Origin of the sequence: Coleofasciculus sp. (assembly GCF_046565525.1) — a bacterium.
Classification (GTDB): Bacteria; Cyanobacteriota; Cyanobacteriia; order Cyanobacteriales; family Coleofasciculaceae; genus Coleofasciculus.
In genome coordinates this window covers 1-17,036 of sequence record NZ_JBKHUP010000011.1, presented here as the reverse complement: position 1 = coordinate 17,036, position 17,036 = coordinate 1, and the positions used below count along the sequence as shown (strand labels likewise).

Here is a 17,036-nt window from a genome sequence, read left to right as displayed (position 1 = left end):
TAACTATTATGTCCGGAAACCTTGACAAAAACTGGGATCTGCATACTTGTCACCCTAGGTATTCTTCTGTATAACAAAAGGTTAAAATAGGGTTAAAATTACAGAACGTCCCTCATGCTTAGGGACGGGAAACCAGATACTATTTGGCTAATGCTCAAGGTAGGAACCTTAATTCGGGTTATCCACCCTGAATATGCTGCGGGTATTCAGGGGATTATCCAAGGTCGTGAAGAGTCAGGACGTTGGGTAGTCTGTTTAGAAAAAAATTTAGTTAATCCGAAGGACGTTCCTTTGATTGTGTCTCTGGATGAATCTGACTTTGAAGTGATTCAGCCTGAGGAGTCGTGAGGTTAATTTTTGAGCAGCTTGTTTGCATTAGTGCGTCTCTAGTTCATTAATTGTAAAATTTTTTAATTTTATAGTAATAAATTGCAACAGTTCTCAGGAAAAAATCATCCGAAAAAGATATCTCAAATACAAAAAACTACAGGAGAGGCTGAGATACTACCCATGAGATGAGCTATCTCATGCCATTTCCTTGGAACATTGCACTGAATATTTACCCCGGCAAACTTTTCTTTAGTCAGGGTAGGTAGCGTAAGCGGTAGGGTAGAGCAAGTGCAACTTTATCCAGAATTGGTATTACCCAGGTTTCTAATGGAGGTCAGCCAAGATGTCTCAAGACAATGTGATCAATTTACTCGAAGCAGGCGGAAAAGATAAAACCTTGCGAGCTAAGTACGACGCACTCAAAACCAAGGAAGAGTTTGTAGAAATGGCGGCTACTGATGGTTATGAGTTTACCGTGGTTGAACTGGAGGCTGTTTTGAACGAAGCTGGGGACTCGTGGGAGGAGTCAGGCTTTCCACCCCGACGCTTGATTTGGTGGTAGGTTATCATACCAAATCCGGGTTAGCTAACCCCGTTATCAACCAGTCCGCGCAGGCGGACTTTGTTTGTATAGCAGCGATTTCAATCGCCTCCTCTTGCTTGAGCTATAAGCCCGGAGTTTAAACTTCGGGTGGGTGTCAGGGCTTAACTCGTAAACTTTCTTCCTGTCGCTTGAGTGCGGCTAAAAGTTCAGCATTTTGCAGAATAACGCCAACTTGATTATTGAAGATTTGCATATATTTTTGATCACTTTCATCAAAACTGATTTGGAAATACTCCGGGGCGGCTTGGGAGAACCCATTATTCTCAAATTCCCAAAACTCGCCCGGTTTACGCTTATTCACCAATTGCGTCACCCCCAGCAAATCCCCATCGGGACTAAAAACAGGCATACAGAGTAAACTACAGGTGCGATACCCTGTCTTTTGATCGGTTTTCTTTGCCGTTTCCGAGTTAAGATGATCATACAAATCAAAGGGAATATTCAAAGGTTCCCCCGTCATCGCAACTTGACCCGCATACCCTTGTCCAATTGGTACACGTAATTCTCGGAGTTCACCGTCGTCAAAACGAATTTTTGTCCACAATTCTCCCGCTAAACGGTTAACTAACCATAACGTGCTGCGATCAGCATTTAATAATTGTTTAGCTGCTGTCATTACCCGTTGTAAAATATCTTCCATCTCTAGAGAACCTTGAACACAACGGGCAGCTGCCATCAATGCGGCGGCGACTCGTTGTCCGCGTGCTGTTTTATGATAGGAACGGAAGCTTTCCAAAATCATTTGAATCAAGGGCGCATTTTCGGCAAATCGTTCTTCATCGGTTCTGGTAAATCCCTGTTTATCAATGCGTTCAGATAAAGCCGCCGTGGGATTAGCCACCCGCTTTAATTTGTTGAGTAACTGAACAACGGCGACTAACTCCCCTTGCTCATTTAAAAGGGGAATAGCCAGCATGGTATAAGTACGATATCCGGTTCTTTTATCCTGTTCCTTTGCCATCTGCGATCGCGGATCATCATAGAAGTCAAAAGAAATGTTAATGGTTTGCTGTAACCGCGCCACTTCCCCGACAATTCCTTTATCTGCACTCATGCGAATTTCCAGGGAACCACTCCCTTCATCTTCAGCAACAATTGACCAAAATTCTTTCTTTTCTTCGTCGAGTAAGAAGATAGTCGTGCGATCGGCACATAAGGATTTCCCTGTCTTTAACGTAATTGAACGCAACGTACCATCAAGAATATCATCAAACCCCTGATTATCCATCACCGCATTCAGCATCGCCAGGGTTTGACTGACCACATTTTGCTGCTGACTCTCGGCTTTTTGCATAATCCGCTCAAATTTCTGGGCATTTTGCAGCGCTACCCCCGCTTGGGAGTTGAAAATCTGCATATATTTTTGACTATTGGTGTCAAAACTTGCCTGAAAACATTCCGGTGCTTGGGGCCAATCGGCGGGGTTATAATCGGGAAATTGTCCCGGTTTTCGTTTATTGACCAACTGGGTTACACCGAGTAACTCCCCATCGGGACTAAAGACAGGCATACAGAGTAAACTACAGGTGCGATAGCCTGTTTTTTGATCCGTTTCCTGGGCGGTGGTTGAATCAGGATGATCGTACAAATCAAAGGCAATATTCAATGGTTCCTGAGTTTGGGCAACTTTCCCCGCAAACCCTTGACCGACTTGGACTCGTAGTTCCCTCATCGAACCATCTTCAAAGGGAATCTTTGTCCACAACTCCTGCTTATCTGCATCTAATAACCAGAGGGTACTGCGATCAGCATTCATCAATTTCTTCGCCGCATCCATAACTCGTCCCAGGATTTCTTCGGAATTTAAACTGCTATGAGACAGGGAATGAGTGGCTTCAGTTAGGGCTTCAGCGGCTTGTAACCGTTGGGTTAATTTATAACAGTATTGGCATCGCTCTAAAATGCGTAAAATAGTTGGCGCATATTCATCTAACTGAGTTTGATCGGTGAGGGTAAACCCCTGTTGATCAATGCGTTCCGATAGAGGCGCTTGGGGATTGTTAAACCGTTTCAGTTTATTGATCAGTTGAATCACAGCAATCAAATTATGCTGTTGATTGGCGATGGGATAGACCAATTCATTGTAAATTGCATAGCCGTTCGTTTGATTGAGTTTATCGGGAATGGTGTCGGGGTTCTCTTGGCGAAAGTTAAAGGGAATCTCACTAAATTTCTTAAAGTTAGTCAGGCGGGCTTCTGTTTCTTTATTGGTGAGGATTTGAATATCAGGAAAGGTTTTTCCTTCATTCCGGGCAATAATCGACCAAATCTGATTTTGCTGATCATCAATAAAGATAATCGTCGTCCGATCCACGCTTAAGGCTTCTCCCATTTTTAGGGTAACTGAGCCTAAAATTTCATGGAGAATATCGGCAAAATCCTTCCCCTCCATAAAACTCAGCATAGACAGGAGTTTTTGCTCTTGTTGGGTAACAATTTGCTCAAAGCTAGCCTGCAAATCCGCTAAAGCTTTGTTTACCCAACTGTCATTAAAAATGGCGGCATAGATGCGATTACAGACTCTCAGTTTTCCCCCCTGCTTAATCGCTACCCCAGATAAACACAATTCCCGTTGTTCAGAACTATCTGAGGCGTGAAGCTCCCCCTGTTGTAAAATTTGCTGATAAAGCCCCAAGAGTCCCCGATTCCGCTGTCCAATTCGGAACAGGCGATCGCGGATGGTTTTCAGATGGGGCGGTTCATCGGTGGCTTCCCAGTTTTCCAGGATGCGCTGCTGGACTATTTGCGCTACCCATTCATCTTCTTTTCCGGGCGTGGGGGATGAGTCACTATTGATAATTAAATGGCAGAGTTTTTGGGTGAGAAAGGGTTGTCCCCCCGTCCACTCTAAAATAGCCGCTAAGATAGTTGGGGCTTGGTTATATTTATCAGCTAATCCAGCGGCTAATCGTTGAGCTTCAGCCAATTTAAACCCATGCAATTCGATCCCATGACCCAGGTTAAAGGGGGTACGTTTTTTATCTTGAATTAAATCTGAAGGAGTGGCTACACCAAACAGGGCAAATGTGAGGCGATCATATTCATTACAAGCCCGCAGTACCGCAAAAAAATCATCGGTGCGAAAGTTTAAACTGAGGATACTATCAATTTCATCAATAAAAATTACCACCCTTTGGGGGATAGACTCCAGCAGCACTTGTTCGATAAACTCACTCAAGCGTTGGATCGGGGGTAGATATTCGCGATCGCGCAACCATCCCCTTAAGTTAAACCCCCGTAGCGCCGGAAAACTCGTCACCAACCGTCTCATCATCCCCGCATACCACTGATCGGCTGTGATATCCTGGGAACCGATTTTAGTCAAATCAATCGCCGCACAAGCAAAACCCTCCCCTTGCAGCTTATGCATCACCCGCACCCGCAAGCTGGTTTTACCCATCTGGCGGGAATTAAGAACATAACAAAATTCCCCCGCCTTTAACCCCTGATAAAGTTCCGTGTCAGCCTGTCGCACCACGTAGCTAGGGGCGTTGAGTGGGAGATGACCCCCAACTTTGTAGGGGGAGGTGATGGGTTGGGCTTTACTCATGGGGATTGCAAGAGGAGGTAGAAGACACCAGATTAGGGATTTGAATTAAACTGCCTTGGGTTTAAACCCAAGGCTAAAAGCTCAAGTCGTCTAAAGACGACTGGATAAGAGTTTCAATCCATTTTAATATTCGTTTAGTAACCTTGTAGGGGCGTCTCGTCTTGCGCCCAGAAAAGCTGTATAACACATTCTCAACTTGAGGTGTATCAATCTGACGCGATCGCAACTCCTGTAAATTTCGATTAGTGAAGTAGGTTGGGTCCTTGGAACGAAACCCAACACCATCTGACTCTTCACAGGAAGTCTATGAGTCGGGGCGGGTTTAGTCACATCTGGGTGCAACCGAAAAGATAGTCGTGAAACCCGCCCCTACACAATTAACACTCAACGAATCTATCTAAATCCTGACAAATGCAGAGAAATAGCTAAAACCGACTCAGTTTTTAATAGTATTCGGGAAGATCAGCGGTTTCAGGCGTTGATAGTACAAGTAGGTTGGGTTGAGCGACAGCGAAACCCAACCTACTAAGATAACTTCGCCTACGTTCCAAGGGACTAACCTACAAAAATGGCTACAAAGGTGACATATTATCTTATATTGTAGTAAAAGCACCAAAAGATTGGGCGTATTCAAGTTTTCACTATTATGTTAGAGATGGTATTTATGCGGCGGATTGGGGTGCAGAGGAGGCGATAACATTTGGTGTTGATGTTGGACGGGAATAGATGTTGGGTTTCCTTGCGTTTTCCCAACCTACGGGAATTATAATTAGGAGTCGGTTTATCTCTCCAATTCATTAACCAACTCACTCGGTTCACCTGGATAAAAGCTATCCTCTAAAATTTCCGCCAAACTGTAGGGACACGTCTGGGGAAAGGTTTGTTCTGGCAAGTCAGTTTCTCCCATTGCTATATCTCTGCCATTTTCGTAGGCTAAAACCAGTGCATCCTCAATGTAAGGCTTTAGACTTGGGTTGTCTTTGAGCAACTCTAACGTATCACGGCGCTGTACGCGAATCGTCGCCAGCCAACTCCGACTCCGGCGTTGCGGTTGGTACTCCCATTTCAACAAATGTCCAATCAGCACCGTCAACCGATTTCGCAATTCCTGGCGTTGCTGTTTTCCCAAGGATTCAATCTCCTCAATCAGATTGCCCAAATCAAGCTGACTCCACTGCTGTTGGCGGAGTAACGATGCTTGTTCCTGCGTCCAAGCATAAAAATCGGTTTCGTAGAGGTTGGGTGTAGGTATTGCTGTCTGTTGGTTCGTTTCTGGCACTGGCATCATGATTTTCCCACCTCAACGTCTCTCTATATAATAGTAGAACTGTTCTATGTAGGCGCGATCGCGAGGCTCCCCAGGTGGAATCGCTACAAGTCATCTAACCCGCCAGCGAAAATACTGGCGATATAATTCAAAGCGGGGTGCGATCGCATTTCCTCGTAACTGTACTAACCCCATACTGTGTAACTTAAACGCCAGCACTGACTCTAACTCAACGGGTTCTTGCGCTACTAGCACCTGAGCAAATGCTGTTGCTAATTCTGGGTGCTGTTGCAAATTCCATAAATGTCGGCGTAGGTGATCCCCATAAATTCCCGCCTCTGTCGGCGCCATCTCCACCAATTCCTCTAAGGTTAACTCGCCTCTGGCAATATAATAAAAAGCCACTCGGACTAAATAAGGATGTCCACCTACCATTGTCATTAATTGCTCAACCTGATCAGTTTGCCAATTGAGTCCATGACGTTGGGCTAAATCCGTGACTTGTTCTCGACTAAACTCTGATAATTCAATCGGTAAACCCACATTAAACGGGGATTGATTGATATCCAATGGAATATAAACTTCCGTCGAATGAACCACTACTAAACGCAATTTTGCCCACAAATCACTGTCGCTATCCCCATAGCCTGCTTCTTCATACCAAGCGCGTAAGAGGGCAAAAAAGTCATCGGTTATTTTTGGATGTTGAAACACCCGATCCACTTCATCCAATCCTAATACTAACGGTGAATCGGTTTCGGATAATAAAAAATCCTCAAAATAAGCGGTGCAGTTATCTTTACTGCCAAATGTATCCGTCCAATACGCCTCAACTTGATGGGGTAAACGCAGCTTGCGGGTAATTTTGGCACATAACCACTGTAAGAGTTGATTGAGATTGGTAAACACGCTTTTATCCGCATGTTGAAAGCTTAAGGGAACGGTGCGACAGCCTTGTTCTCTAGCTTGATACAAAATTCTCGCCATTAACGATGTTTTTCCCATCTGTCGCGGCGCTTTGATGCGAATCAAGGTTCCCGGTTTGAGGATTTCTTGATAACATTGGGCTTCATCGGGAACTCGTTCGACATAGAAGGCGGAAGCTAACCGAACTTGACCTTTGGGTAATTCCGGTTCAGCCACAGGTAAAGGGGGTAAGGGGTTGATCGGAGTTTGATAGCTTCTGATGTCCTCCGCTACATCGCTCGCTTCCCCAGCTTGAGTTTCCCAATCCTCACTCCCCGACAACCGTTGCAACACCGCCTGAACTATAGTTGGTGTATCAGGGGGAGCGTTCCATTCTTGATAGCCAATTCCCTGGAGATAGTTGCGTAAATCGTGGTTGAGAGGGGTATGGGGAGGACAATTCACCCGAATTGCTAAGACAACGGGTTTGGCGTTTTGACTCTCATCCCGTAACTCCTGAACCCGTCGTAACTCTTCAATCACCATTTCACTCAGAGCGGCTTGGGGAGACAAGAGCAGGATAAAATAATCACATTGCGCCAGTTGGCGATCAATCTGAGCTAATTCAGCCTGGGCTACACCAGAGGAATGGCTCGAACCCTCTCCCACCCCTGTTCTAAAGACTGGATATCCCGCTTGTGCGATCGCCTCCTCTAACTGAATCGCTAAACTCCCGTCAGGCTCTTGGTTGCGGTAACTGAGAAACACTTGCGGCTGCTGCGTCTTGGCTCGCGCGATCGCACCGTGAATCTTTTTTTTGCTCACTTTTTCCCCCAATACCTGGGAAAGCTTTTGCCATAACTTATAGCCCACATATTTTTCCACATAGTCTGGATTTTGCGGATAAATCTCCTTATAGGAGCGTCCTTCCCATGAGCCAACAAATACCTGACGTTCTAGGTCATTCAGGTGCTTTCCCGTCTTCAGATAGGTCAAGCGATCAATGAAATTCAAGGCGTCTTTATAATCCATACCCTCTTTTTTATTACTGTAGCAATTGGAAAATTTTACCTGATAATTCATAAGTTTTTAACCTATTTGTCAAGTTAAACTTTATAGTCCTGAGGTTTCATGAGGTTTTTTGTTAATTACAAAATAAAATATATCTAAATTTTGACTCCCACCAAACAATGATTTCATTTTTGTGAGGTTTTATGGTTTACATTACCCAAATTATCAACGAAACTAATAAATAGGTGTTCCCCACCGATTGATCTGTGAATCTACCAGGGTGAAGCCGCCAATCCGGGTGGTAATACCCAACTCGGATATAAATTTAGATTGTGTTACAGGGGAAGAACAATGTTTAATTTAACAGGGGTGCTAGTTCACGATTGTGTTGAACGTCTACAAGCCGGCTACCGCCAAACTTACGGCAACTGTCAACCTGATTATGCTGAAGTCATTGCTGGGGTGGCTCAAGTGGCTCTAGAACGGATTGCCCAGAGTGATGCTCTATACCACAATGTTGAACATACTATCTTAGTCGCCCTAGTCGGACAAGAAACCCTCCGAGGGAAACATATCCTAGAAGGGAGCGTTACCCCTCAAGACTGGCTCACCTTAATCGTGTCTTGGTTATGCCATGACATTGGCTATATTAAGGGGATTTGCAAAGATGACCAACCCGATCAAGGATTGTACGTGATTGGTCTAGATGATATGATGATCTCCTTACCCCGGGGCGCAACCGATGCGAGTTTGACCTCGTATCATGTTGACCGAGGAAAGCGGTTTGTGGACGAGTATTTTAGCGCTCATTCATTCATTGATTGTGCTACCGTCAAACGCAATATTGAGTTAACCCGTTTCCCAGTACCTGCTGATGAAGCTTATCAGGATACGATTAATTATCCGGGTTTGACTCGTGCGGCTGATTTGATTGGTCAACTCAGTGATCCGCGTTACTTACAAAAGATTCCAGCATTGTTTGGCGAGTTTGAAGAAAGTGGCGCGAGTAAAATTTTAGGCTATCACAATCCTGGTCAACTACGACAAAACTACCCTAATTTTTTCTGGTCAGTTGTTTTGCCCTATATTCAACCTGCTTTGCGTTACTTAGAGGTAACTGTAACGGGTCAACAGATTATTGCCAATCTTTATGCCCATGTATTGCAAGTTGAACAGGAAAATAGAGTGAAACAAAGGGAGATTGTGATGTTTGCCTCTTAATATTCACCCCTACCAACCTCCTCTTAGCCAGGGGAGGTGTTGTAGGCGGTGGGGTAGATAAAGTGCAACTTCAGACAGCATTGGTATTAGAACTCAGATGACAGCGTTGCTGGTAAATTTGCGCCACCTGATCCGCTTGATTTTGACCCAAACAGGCTTCAAACAGTTGTAGCGCCTCTGCATAAGCCTGTTGACTATACAGGGACAACGCTAAGGCAAACTGATCTTGGTTTGCTAACTTGCCCTCTCGAACCTCTGGTAAGTCAGCATCAAAGACTTCATAGACGGTGACTAATTCAGATTTACCTTTGACTTTGACGTGATCAATCATGCGGATAGCGTAGTCAGAGGGGTTTTGTAATTCCTTGAACGTGTGGTGAGAAATTAACAGGGATACGCCATAATTTTTGGTTAAACCTTCCAGACGAGCCGCTAAATTAACGGCATCACTAATCACAGTTGTATCCATTCGGTTATATCCGCCCACTGTACCTAGCATTAACGTTCCTGTATTAATGCCCATGCCAATTTTAATCGCCCGATAATTACAGTTAGCACGATGTTGATTATATTCAACTAATTGATGCAACATAGCAATTCCAGCTTTAACTGCATCATCAGCACTACCACTAAATAGTGCCATAATGGCATCGCCAATATATTTATCAACGAATCCTTTATTTCTAATAATAATTGACTCCATTCGAGATAAATATGAATTAATAAACTTGAAATTTTCTTCGGGAGTCATGCCTTCTGAAAGAGCCGTGAAATCACGAATATCTGAAAATAAAATGGACATGTCTTTTTCTACTTGGTCGCCTAACTTAACATCGGCAATACTCTCTTTGTTTAATAACTGGAGAAATTGACCGGGAACAAAGCGAGAGAAAGCTTGATTGAGTTGATTGAGACGACAGGTAAACTTAAGTCGTTCGGCTTCTGCCCATTTGCGTTCAGTAATATCATTCAGCACGACAATGGCGTAGGTAACATTCCCTTTGTCATCAAAGATGGGTGTTCCTAATATCTCAATTGGCACTATTTTGTCGGGTTGATGAATCTCTATACCATCATGGATAGAACTTTTCCCGTTAAGCGCTTGGATAATTGGTTCAAGATTGTGGGGATAGACTTTCTCTGCTTTGGCAGAGTAAACTGGATAAACCTCTGGGAACAGATTTGCAGAAGTTTTTGGGATAATACCTTGACCAAAAAGTTTTTTGGCTGTCTGATTTGCATAGTAGGGTGTACCATGGTGATCAACGACAAAGACGCCGACGGGTATCGCTTCTAAGAATTGCGTTAGCCGACTCTCACTATCTCTTAATTGATCTTGAGCCTGTAGCCGTTGATGAATTTCTCGATAAATATGAGAATAGACAAAAACAAGAATACCTAAATCAAAAGCCAGTCCAATGGAGAAAATCCAGATTGTCGTATGGACTGTTCCTTGAGTTCGCTGCGCTCGCGCCTGAAATAGCCGCTCTTCTTCAGCCTTCATCTTACTGAAGACTTCGCGGATCTGATCCATGATCAGTTTACCTTGGTTCGTGTTGACAATCTCTAAAGCCGCGTCCAATCCTTGCTGGTTTCTTACGTTAATTGTTTGCTGAAGTTCGGTAAACTTTTCATCAATTAAAGGAACCACGATGTCTAATTTTTTTTGATGGTAAGGGTTGTCTGCTGTCAATGCTTGTAGCTGCTTGAGATCATCTTCGACTTTATCAATGGCTTTTTTATAGGGTTCGAGATAGCGCGGTTTGCCAGTTAGGAGATAACCCCGTTGTCCCGTTTCTGCATCCGTAATTTCAGCTAAGACTTCTTCAAGTTTAGTTAATACTTTTTTGGCATGGAGTTCTTTGTGATTTGCCTCTCTCAGGCGAAATGCGCTATAATAACCACTCAAGCTAACGATAACGATAAGGCTAGAGGTTAGTCCAAATCCTACGACGATTTTTTGTTGTATCGATAATTTCATCATAAAGGGTAGAGTTTAACTGGAAAAACTCTGATTCGTGTTAAACTGTAAAATACTTATTCAGGTATAATTTATATTTGTCCGAAATTTTAAAAAATAATGATATTTTTTGACAAACTAAAATCGGTATTAATTAATTTTTTCAGAGAAAAATCATGCCAAAACTATGCTCTTATTTCTCTATGCAGAGAAATAAGTTTCGCTTTCAGGGTCTGTGAATATAACCAGCATTTTACCGATACAGTCTCTGTTTTGGCAAATGCTGGTTAAAGAAATTTATCTTCAGGAGCTTACCGAATAAAGTTCACGGTGAGGAGTGCTATTGGTCAGGGAATGGGGGACTAGAAATTCAAAATTTATCAATCAACCTAGACTTGAGAGATAATCGCACCTTTCAAAATTGCCCCACTCAGATTCGCACCATTTAGGTTTGCCTGATTTAAATTGGTATTTCTCAAGTTTGCCCCTTTCAAATTTGTATCACTGAGATTCGCACCTGTCAAATCAGCACCACTGAGATTCGCATCGGTTAAATCCGCTCCTCTCAAGTTTGCGCCTCTGAGGTCAGCATTTCTTAAGAAAACAGCGATAAGGTTGGTATCAATTAAAATGGCTTGATTTAGGTTTGTCGTATGGCAAATCGCTTCACAGAGATTCGCCCGACTCAGGTTGGCTCGACTCAAGTTAGCTCGACTCAGGTTAGCTCGACTCAGGTTGAAGTTTTGCAAATTATACTCACTGAGGTTAGAGCCACTCAGATCAACTTTGCTAAAGTTAAGTTTGAGGACATTAGCTTTACTCGGATTTTGATTGAAGTTAATATTTTGCAGTCGCCACTGATTCCAATTTTCAACACCTTGTTTGAGGACAAGTATATCGTTCGTATTTGCCATTTTGTATGACTCCTCCAATTTAAACTTGGTCTAAGTATCGTTTTGATATCAGAATTTTCTGAATGATTCAGGGGGTAACACTAAAGTTGGTTGGAGTCATAAAATTTGCTGTGATTGCTGTTGAATTAAGTGACTAACATTGAGTTTATGCTAGAAATGGGTGATTAAACAAATAGGGGTTTCATCGATCAATGTAACAAAACTTTAAGACCTTGTTCAGATTATCGGATAAGAAATGCTTGGTGAAAACATAGAGGATTATCTATGGCATAGCGATAAATTGGGGGATTGGTGATTGGAAACCCGCCCCGACTGTAGAGACGTTGCATGCAACGTCTCTGCGGAGTCAGTTTCAACATCAGGGGTGTTAAATAGTGGGTGCTACTGCGGTTTGGGTTCCCTGAGTTTCAATCGCTAGCGATCGCGCTATTGCAGAAATTCCCATTTGTTGCCAAGCCTCAGCCATGGCGGTGGCTACGGTTGCGGCTTGCATCCGATCGACAAGCGCCAACAGAGTAGGACCTGCGCCACTAATCGTCATTCCATAAGCGCCAGCTTTTAAGGCGGCGCTTTTTACGGCTTCATACCCCGGAATCAACCCTTGTCGATAGGGTTGATGTAACTTATCTTGGAGGGCAGTTTGTAACCAATCACGGCGTCCCGTTGTCAAGGCGCGTACCAATAACCCGAAATGGGCAATATTAAAAATAGCATCCGCCCGACTCACTTGGGTGGGGAGTACCTGTCGCGCCTCTTGGGTGGAGAGTTCAAAATTAGGAATAGCGACAACGGGGACAATTTGATCATGCCAGGGAATATCACAAATCTCCCATTCCTTGAGAACCGCATCCCCCCGCGCCGCCAGACGACAGCCACCCAACAAGGCGGGGACGACATTATCTGGATGTCCTTCCAGCGCGATCGCTAATTGCATCACTTCCGTTTGACTCAGGGGTTCCCCGGCTAACTGGTTTGCGCCAACTAATCCGCCGACAATCGCCGTGGCGGAACTTCCTAACCCTCTGGCGAGGGGGACATCTAAATCAATCTTGAGTTGGACTGGGGGAGGTGTATGACCAATATGGTCGTATAATTTCAGAAACCCTTGGTAAGCCAGATTCGTTTCATCAGTTTTCACCTGTTTTGCTTCAACACCAGACACCCGAATTCTCACCGCCCGTTCCGTTTCCCAGGGGGTATCCGAACTCAGGCGAGTAAATGTAAATCGATTGTACAGGGTCAAGGCGGCGCCAATGCAATCAAATCCGGGACCTAAGTTGGCGGTTGTCGCGGGAACGGTAACGGTTACGGGAGAATGGATAGACATTCGGGAGGAATTTAAGATGCCAAGGGGCAATCTTAGCAGATTCTCATTTGTTGGGGCAATTCATGAATTACCCCGACTAACGGCGATTAATCACCACAAAGCCTCTTGTCTTTTCTGAGGTAGAATCTATTGTTCCCATGGCTTGCCAGATTTCTTCAGCCCTGACCCAAATGGGCGGATACTTGTAGCGGGACACATCCAAAATCAGAAAGCGATCACTTTGTGGATTATAAGCCGCGATCGGCGAAATATGTCCACCGCGTTCCTGACCTATGGTTTTTCTTAAGTAGTTGACTAAGACGAAATTATTGGGGTCCTGTAAATTTTCTACCACCATCTGGCGGAATTCCGCCAGAGTCACCTCACTGGCGTGGTAAACTTCGGCGTTGAGGGGATAGGTTTCTAAGAGTTGACCCAATTGGTCTAGGGTCATTCCTTGACGAGCAATGACGGCGGCGGGGAGAATTTTTTCGGTTTGTTCATTTAAAACATTTTTTTGAGTAAAAATATGATGTTCCCCGAAGTTAGCGGTTGGGGGTGCAGGGATAGAGAGGGCGTTGAGTACCATCACCATACTGGCAACACCACAGTAAGCTAAATTATCCTGGGTTTCAAAATGAATACTTAAGGGAAAATAGTCCTGGCGAGCATTACTTTCAATCAGTAAGACTTCTCCATCCTGGGAGTTGAGGTTAATCAAATCCTGGGATAGAGGCAAAGTTTGGGGGAGAAGTTTACCTGTGGCAAAGGAAAAGCTGATAATTCCTGCGCCTAGGGGAATTCGGAATGCTTTGAGGAAATTAAGTCGATGCATATTTAGGTTAAGTTGTCCAACATTGCCAATATGCTGATATTAGTCTGCTTTGGTTGGACTTTTGTGTAGACACATACCTGAGAGCAAACGAACTGTGCTAGAGACTCCTCCGCCGGAGGAGTCTCTACTAAATTCTGATGTGTCCTAACCGTTTTGGCGGTTGCTATAATTACTGGGATGCCAGGAAACTTAACCAAATCTCAGACTAAAGCCCTGATTACAAAGCATTAAGCGTATCACACGACTACAGTTGCGAAATTCTCCGTTGTGAGAGTGGTTGTATCGAACCCAGTCAGTGTTGCCAAAGTTTGACCGCCAAACCGAATCTCGTTTCCTTGGAAGAACAAATCTCCAAATCCTAAACCGCCAGATAAACCAATCACATCACCCTGACCTAAACTGAAGTCGGTAATCATATCCTTACCTTCCCCGGCGACAATAACAAAGGTATCACTACCAATCCCACCGGTTAGCTGGTCATCCCCCGCACCACCATAGAGGAGGTCATCTCCAGAATTACCCCAGAGTTGGTCGTTATTTTGACCGCCGAGGAGGGTGTCATCATCAGCACCGCCATACAGTTTATCGTCACCTTGACCCCCTTCTAAAAGGTCATCATCAGCACCACCCCAGAGTTGGTCATTACTTTGACCGCCGAGGAGAGTGTCATCATCAGCACCGCCATACAGCTTATCGTCACCTTGACCCCCATCGAGGTAGTCCTCACCTCCGCTACCTTTGAGGATATCCTGACCTTGACCCCCACTTAGGAGGTCATTATTCGCACCACCATAAAGTTGATCATCACCGTTACCACCGTCGAGGGTATCGTTACCGGCGCCACCTTTGAGAGTATCTTGACTATTGAGTCCAGTTAGGATATCGTCGCCTGCGCCACCGACAAGCATGTCATTATTTGAAGTTCCGGTGAGAGTAACAGCAGGGGCACCGTTACCACTGATGTTACTGTCAGTCACCATCACAGTATTTCCGTCGCTGATTTCAATTCCCTGAGAATTGTTATCACTAAACGTGCTATTGGTTACGGTTAGGGTGTTGTCTCCAGAAATGTCAATGCCATCATCACCGTTATTACTCAACGTACTATCGGTTATTGTTAGCTTGTTTTCGTCATCTGCATCAATTCCATCTGCGTCGTTACCTATAATTGTACTGTTCGTTACGGTTAGATTATTTTTGTCATCCACACCAATGCCATCATCGCCGTTATCGGTAATTGTGCTGTTGGTTACGGTGATTGTATTTTTGTCTTCTACGTCAATACCATCATCACCGTTATCTGTAATTATGGTGTTTTCTATTATCAGCGTGTTTTTGTCGGTCAGCGCAATGCCTTCAGCATCGTTATCTATAATCGTGCTGTTTTTTACGGTCAGGGTATTATTGTCTTCTAAGTCAATGCCATCAGCGTCGTTATCGGTAAAAGTGCTGTGATCTATGGTAACAGTGTTATTGTTTTCTAGGTCAATGCCTTCATCCCCGTTACCTGTAAACGTGCTGTAATTTACGGTAACAGTGTTATTGTTTTCTAGGTCAACGCCATCATCACCGTTACTGGTAAACGTACTGTTATTTAGGGTCAGCGTGCTATTGTTTTCTAGATCAATGCCATCATCCGCGTTATCACGGATGGTCGTATTCGTTACTATTACAGTATTGTTATCACTGAGCGGATCACTACCATCCTCGTCACCCGCATCAATCCCATCATCGCTGTTCCCATAAATCACGCTGTTGGTTACGGTGAGGCTATTATCTCCTTCGAGATTAATTCCATCTAATCCGTTGGTTAAAGTGAGTCCATTAAATTCTGCGGCTACTCCAGGACTAATTGAGAATAGGTCGAAGGTTGAGTCGCCACGAAGGGTTAATTGGTTTGCACCTAAACCAACAATTGTCAGGTTATCGGTAATCCTGAGCCTTTCGGTGAGGTGAATGGTTTTTGCACCGCCACCCAAAGCAAACTGAATGGTATCGTCTCCTGCTGAGGCGTTGGCGGCGTTAATGGCTTCGCGTAAACTGGTTTGACCATTGTTAAGATTACCATCATCGATGTCACCGAGTTGATTGACGATATAAGTTGCCATAGGTGTTTATCCTTGGTTAAAACGTTGAATAGTATTTTAGGTGTGGTTTTACTGTATTTATTGGTTTACAAATTAAATATAACCGTATAATTTTGACGCTTTATTAAGTTGATGTGAATTTTATATAAAGGTTTCGTGAAACCCAACGTTTTACTGGGTTTGTTGGGTAACGCTTGCGCTCTACCCAACCTACAATTTTTCTTAACCGAGCAGTGTTGGGACGCACGGAGCGTGACAAAGGGCGCAGGTCAGTGCGCCCCTACGGGGATTTCGGGTTACTTTTTATCTATTGGGCTTGATTTGGGCGTCCCATTCCTCTTTGACCCCGACGATTTTCCCACATTTGACGCATTTGTTCCCGTTGTTCCTCGGTTAGGACATTCTGCATCTGTTCCCGTGCGGATTGGTGAATCTCCCGCATTTGGTTTCGTTGTGCTTCAGTTAGATTTAGCGCCCGCATCCCTTCCCGGTGTCGCTGGCGTTGTCCCTGCAATTCTTGGAACTGTTCCCGTTGTTGGGGGGTGAGAATTTGTTCGATTTGCGAGTGTTTGTTATCCCGGATGCGTTCTAACTGCGTTTGTTGGTCGGTTGTTAGGTTGAGTTCCTCCGCGAATTTGGGTTGGGAAAATGCTGCCATGGGTGCAGCCGCGAGGGTAATTGCAGCGATGGTGGCGAATAGAGGAAAGACTTTGATGTTCATGATGTTAAGGTGGTCAACGATTTGGTGTTTGATGTCTTTATCCTAGAAACTGTAGGGGTTAAACGACTTGAGGCAAACGTCCTGATTTGAGGTAGGACTTTAGTCCTAGTCCGGGAATGCGGAGGTGACGGTTTTTTTATCAAAACATTATCTTTAACAACGTCCCTTGAATGGGCGAAGCATTTGGGTCAAACATTTTGGACAAGTATCATCAGATTGCTCCCCAAATGCTTCGCCCCTACCAATAACCAATAACCAATAACCAATAACCAATAACCAATAACCAATAACCAATAACCAATAACCAATAACCAATAACCAATA

General features: G+C 44.2%; 13 protein-coding genes. 4 read left to right on the top strand and 9 right to left on the bottom strand.

Annotation, left to right across the window (positions count from 1 at the left end; all coding sequences use genetic code 11):
- Window positions 1-114: 114 nt before the first annotated feature.
- Both ACLGGO_RS05755 and ACLGGO_RS05750 read left to right on the top strand, forming a co-directional pair.
- Window positions 115-348 (top strand): hypothetical protein, encoded by a 234-nt coding sequence (locus ACLGGO_RS05755; protein WP_446418582.1) that lies wholly within the window; start codon window positions 115-117, stop codon window positions 346-348.
- Window positions 349-673: 325 nt separating this feature from the next.
- The gene (locus ACLGGO_RS05750; RefSeq protein WP_446339995.1) at window positions 674-892 is read left to right on the top strand and encodes a Nif11-like leader peptide family natural product precursor; all 219 of its coding nucleotides are present in this window, start codon (window positions 674-676) and stop codon (window positions 890-892) included.
- 136 nt (window positions 893-1,028) lie between these two features.
- Here the strand turns inward: ACLGGO_RS05750 and ACLGGO_RS05745 are convergent, their stop codons facing one another.
- Window positions 1,029-4,484: a GAF domain-containing protein gene (locus ACLGGO_RS05745; protein ID WP_446418581.1), complete on the bottom strand. Its 3,456-nt coding sequence runs from the start codon at window positions 4,482-4,484 to the stop codon at window positions 1,029-1,031.
- 376 nt (window positions 4,485-4,860) lie between these two features.
- On the opposite strand from ACLGGO_RS05745, the gene ACLGGO_RS05740 reads away from it, so the two are divergent.
- Window positions 4,861-5,013, top strand: a complete 153-nt coding sequence (locus ACLGGO_RS05740; RefSeq protein ID WP_446418647.1) for a TPR end-of-group domain-containing protein — start codon at window positions 4,861-4,863, stop codon at window positions 5,011-5,013.
- Between the two features lie 252 nt (window positions 5,014-5,265).
- On the opposite strand, the gene ACLGGO_RS05735 is transcribed toward ACLGGO_RS05740, so the two are convergent.
- Entirely contained in the window at window positions 5,266-5,769 is a 504-nt protein-coding gene (locus ACLGGO_RS05735; RefSeq protein ID WP_446418646.1) for a DUF29 domain-containing protein, read from the bottom strand.
- 93 nt (window positions 5,770-5,862) lie between these two features.
- Entirely contained in the window at window positions 5,863-7,740 is a 1,878-nt protein-coding gene (locus ACLGGO_RS05730; protein ID WP_446418580.1) for an AAA-like domain-containing protein, read from the bottom strand.
- A 279-nt stretch (window positions 7,741-8,019) separates the two neighbouring features.
- Here ACLGGO_RS05730 and ACLGGO_RS05725 point away from each other — a divergent pair, with 279 nt between their 5' ends.
- Window positions 8,020-8,889 (top strand): Npun_R2479 family HD domain-containing metalloprotein, encoded by an 870-nt coding sequence (locus tag ACLGGO_RS05725; protein WP_446418579.1) that lies wholly within the window; start codon window positions 8,020-8,022, stop codon window positions 8,887-8,889.
- Between the two features lie 70 nt (window positions 8,890-8,959).
- Here ACLGGO_RS05725 and ACLGGO_RS05720 read toward each other — a convergent pair whose 3' ends face one another.
- The 6 genes from ACLGGO_RS05720 to ACLGGO_RS05695 form a co-directional block, all read right to left on the bottom strand.
- Window positions 8,960-10,873, bottom strand: a complete 1,914-nt coding sequence (locus ACLGGO_RS05720) for a CHASE3 domain-containing protein (RefSeq protein WP_446418578.1) — start codon at window positions 10,871-10,873, stop codon at window positions 8,960-8,962.
- 365 nt (window positions 10,874-11,238) lie between these two features.
- Window positions 11,239-11,763: a pentapeptide repeat-containing protein gene (locus tag ACLGGO_RS05715; protein ID WP_446339985.1), complete on the bottom strand. Its 525-nt coding sequence runs from the start codon at window positions 11,761-11,763 to the stop codon at window positions 11,239-11,241.
- A 367-nt stretch (window positions 11,764-12,130) separates the two neighbouring features.
- Complete coding sequence (thrB, locus tag ACLGGO_RS05710; protein ID WP_446418577.1) at window positions 12,131-13,090, bottom strand: homoserine kinase; 960 nt, start codon at window positions 13,088-13,090, stop codon at window positions 12,131-12,133.
- A 76-nt stretch (window positions 13,091-13,166) separates the two neighbouring features.
- Window positions 13,167-13,904: a phytochelatin synthase family protein gene (locus tag ACLGGO_RS05705; protein ID WP_446418576.1), complete on the bottom strand. Its 738-nt coding sequence runs from the start codon at window positions 13,902-13,904 to the stop codon at window positions 13,167-13,169.
- Window positions 13,905-14,140: 236 nt separating this feature from the next.
- Window positions 14,141-16,012: a right-handed parallel beta-helix repeat-containing protein gene (locus ACLGGO_RS05700; RefSeq protein WP_446418575.1), complete on the bottom strand. Its 1,872-nt coding sequence runs from the start codon at window positions 16,010-16,012 to the stop codon at window positions 14,141-14,143.
- A gap of 286 nt (window positions 16,013-16,298) precedes the next feature.
- Complete coding sequence (locus ACLGGO_RS05695) at window positions 16,299-16,712, bottom strand: Spy/CpxP family protein refolding chaperone (RefSeq protein ID WP_446418574.1); 414 nt, start codon at window positions 16,710-16,712, stop codon at window positions 16,299-16,301.
- Window positions 16,713-17,036 lie beyond the last annotated feature (324 nt).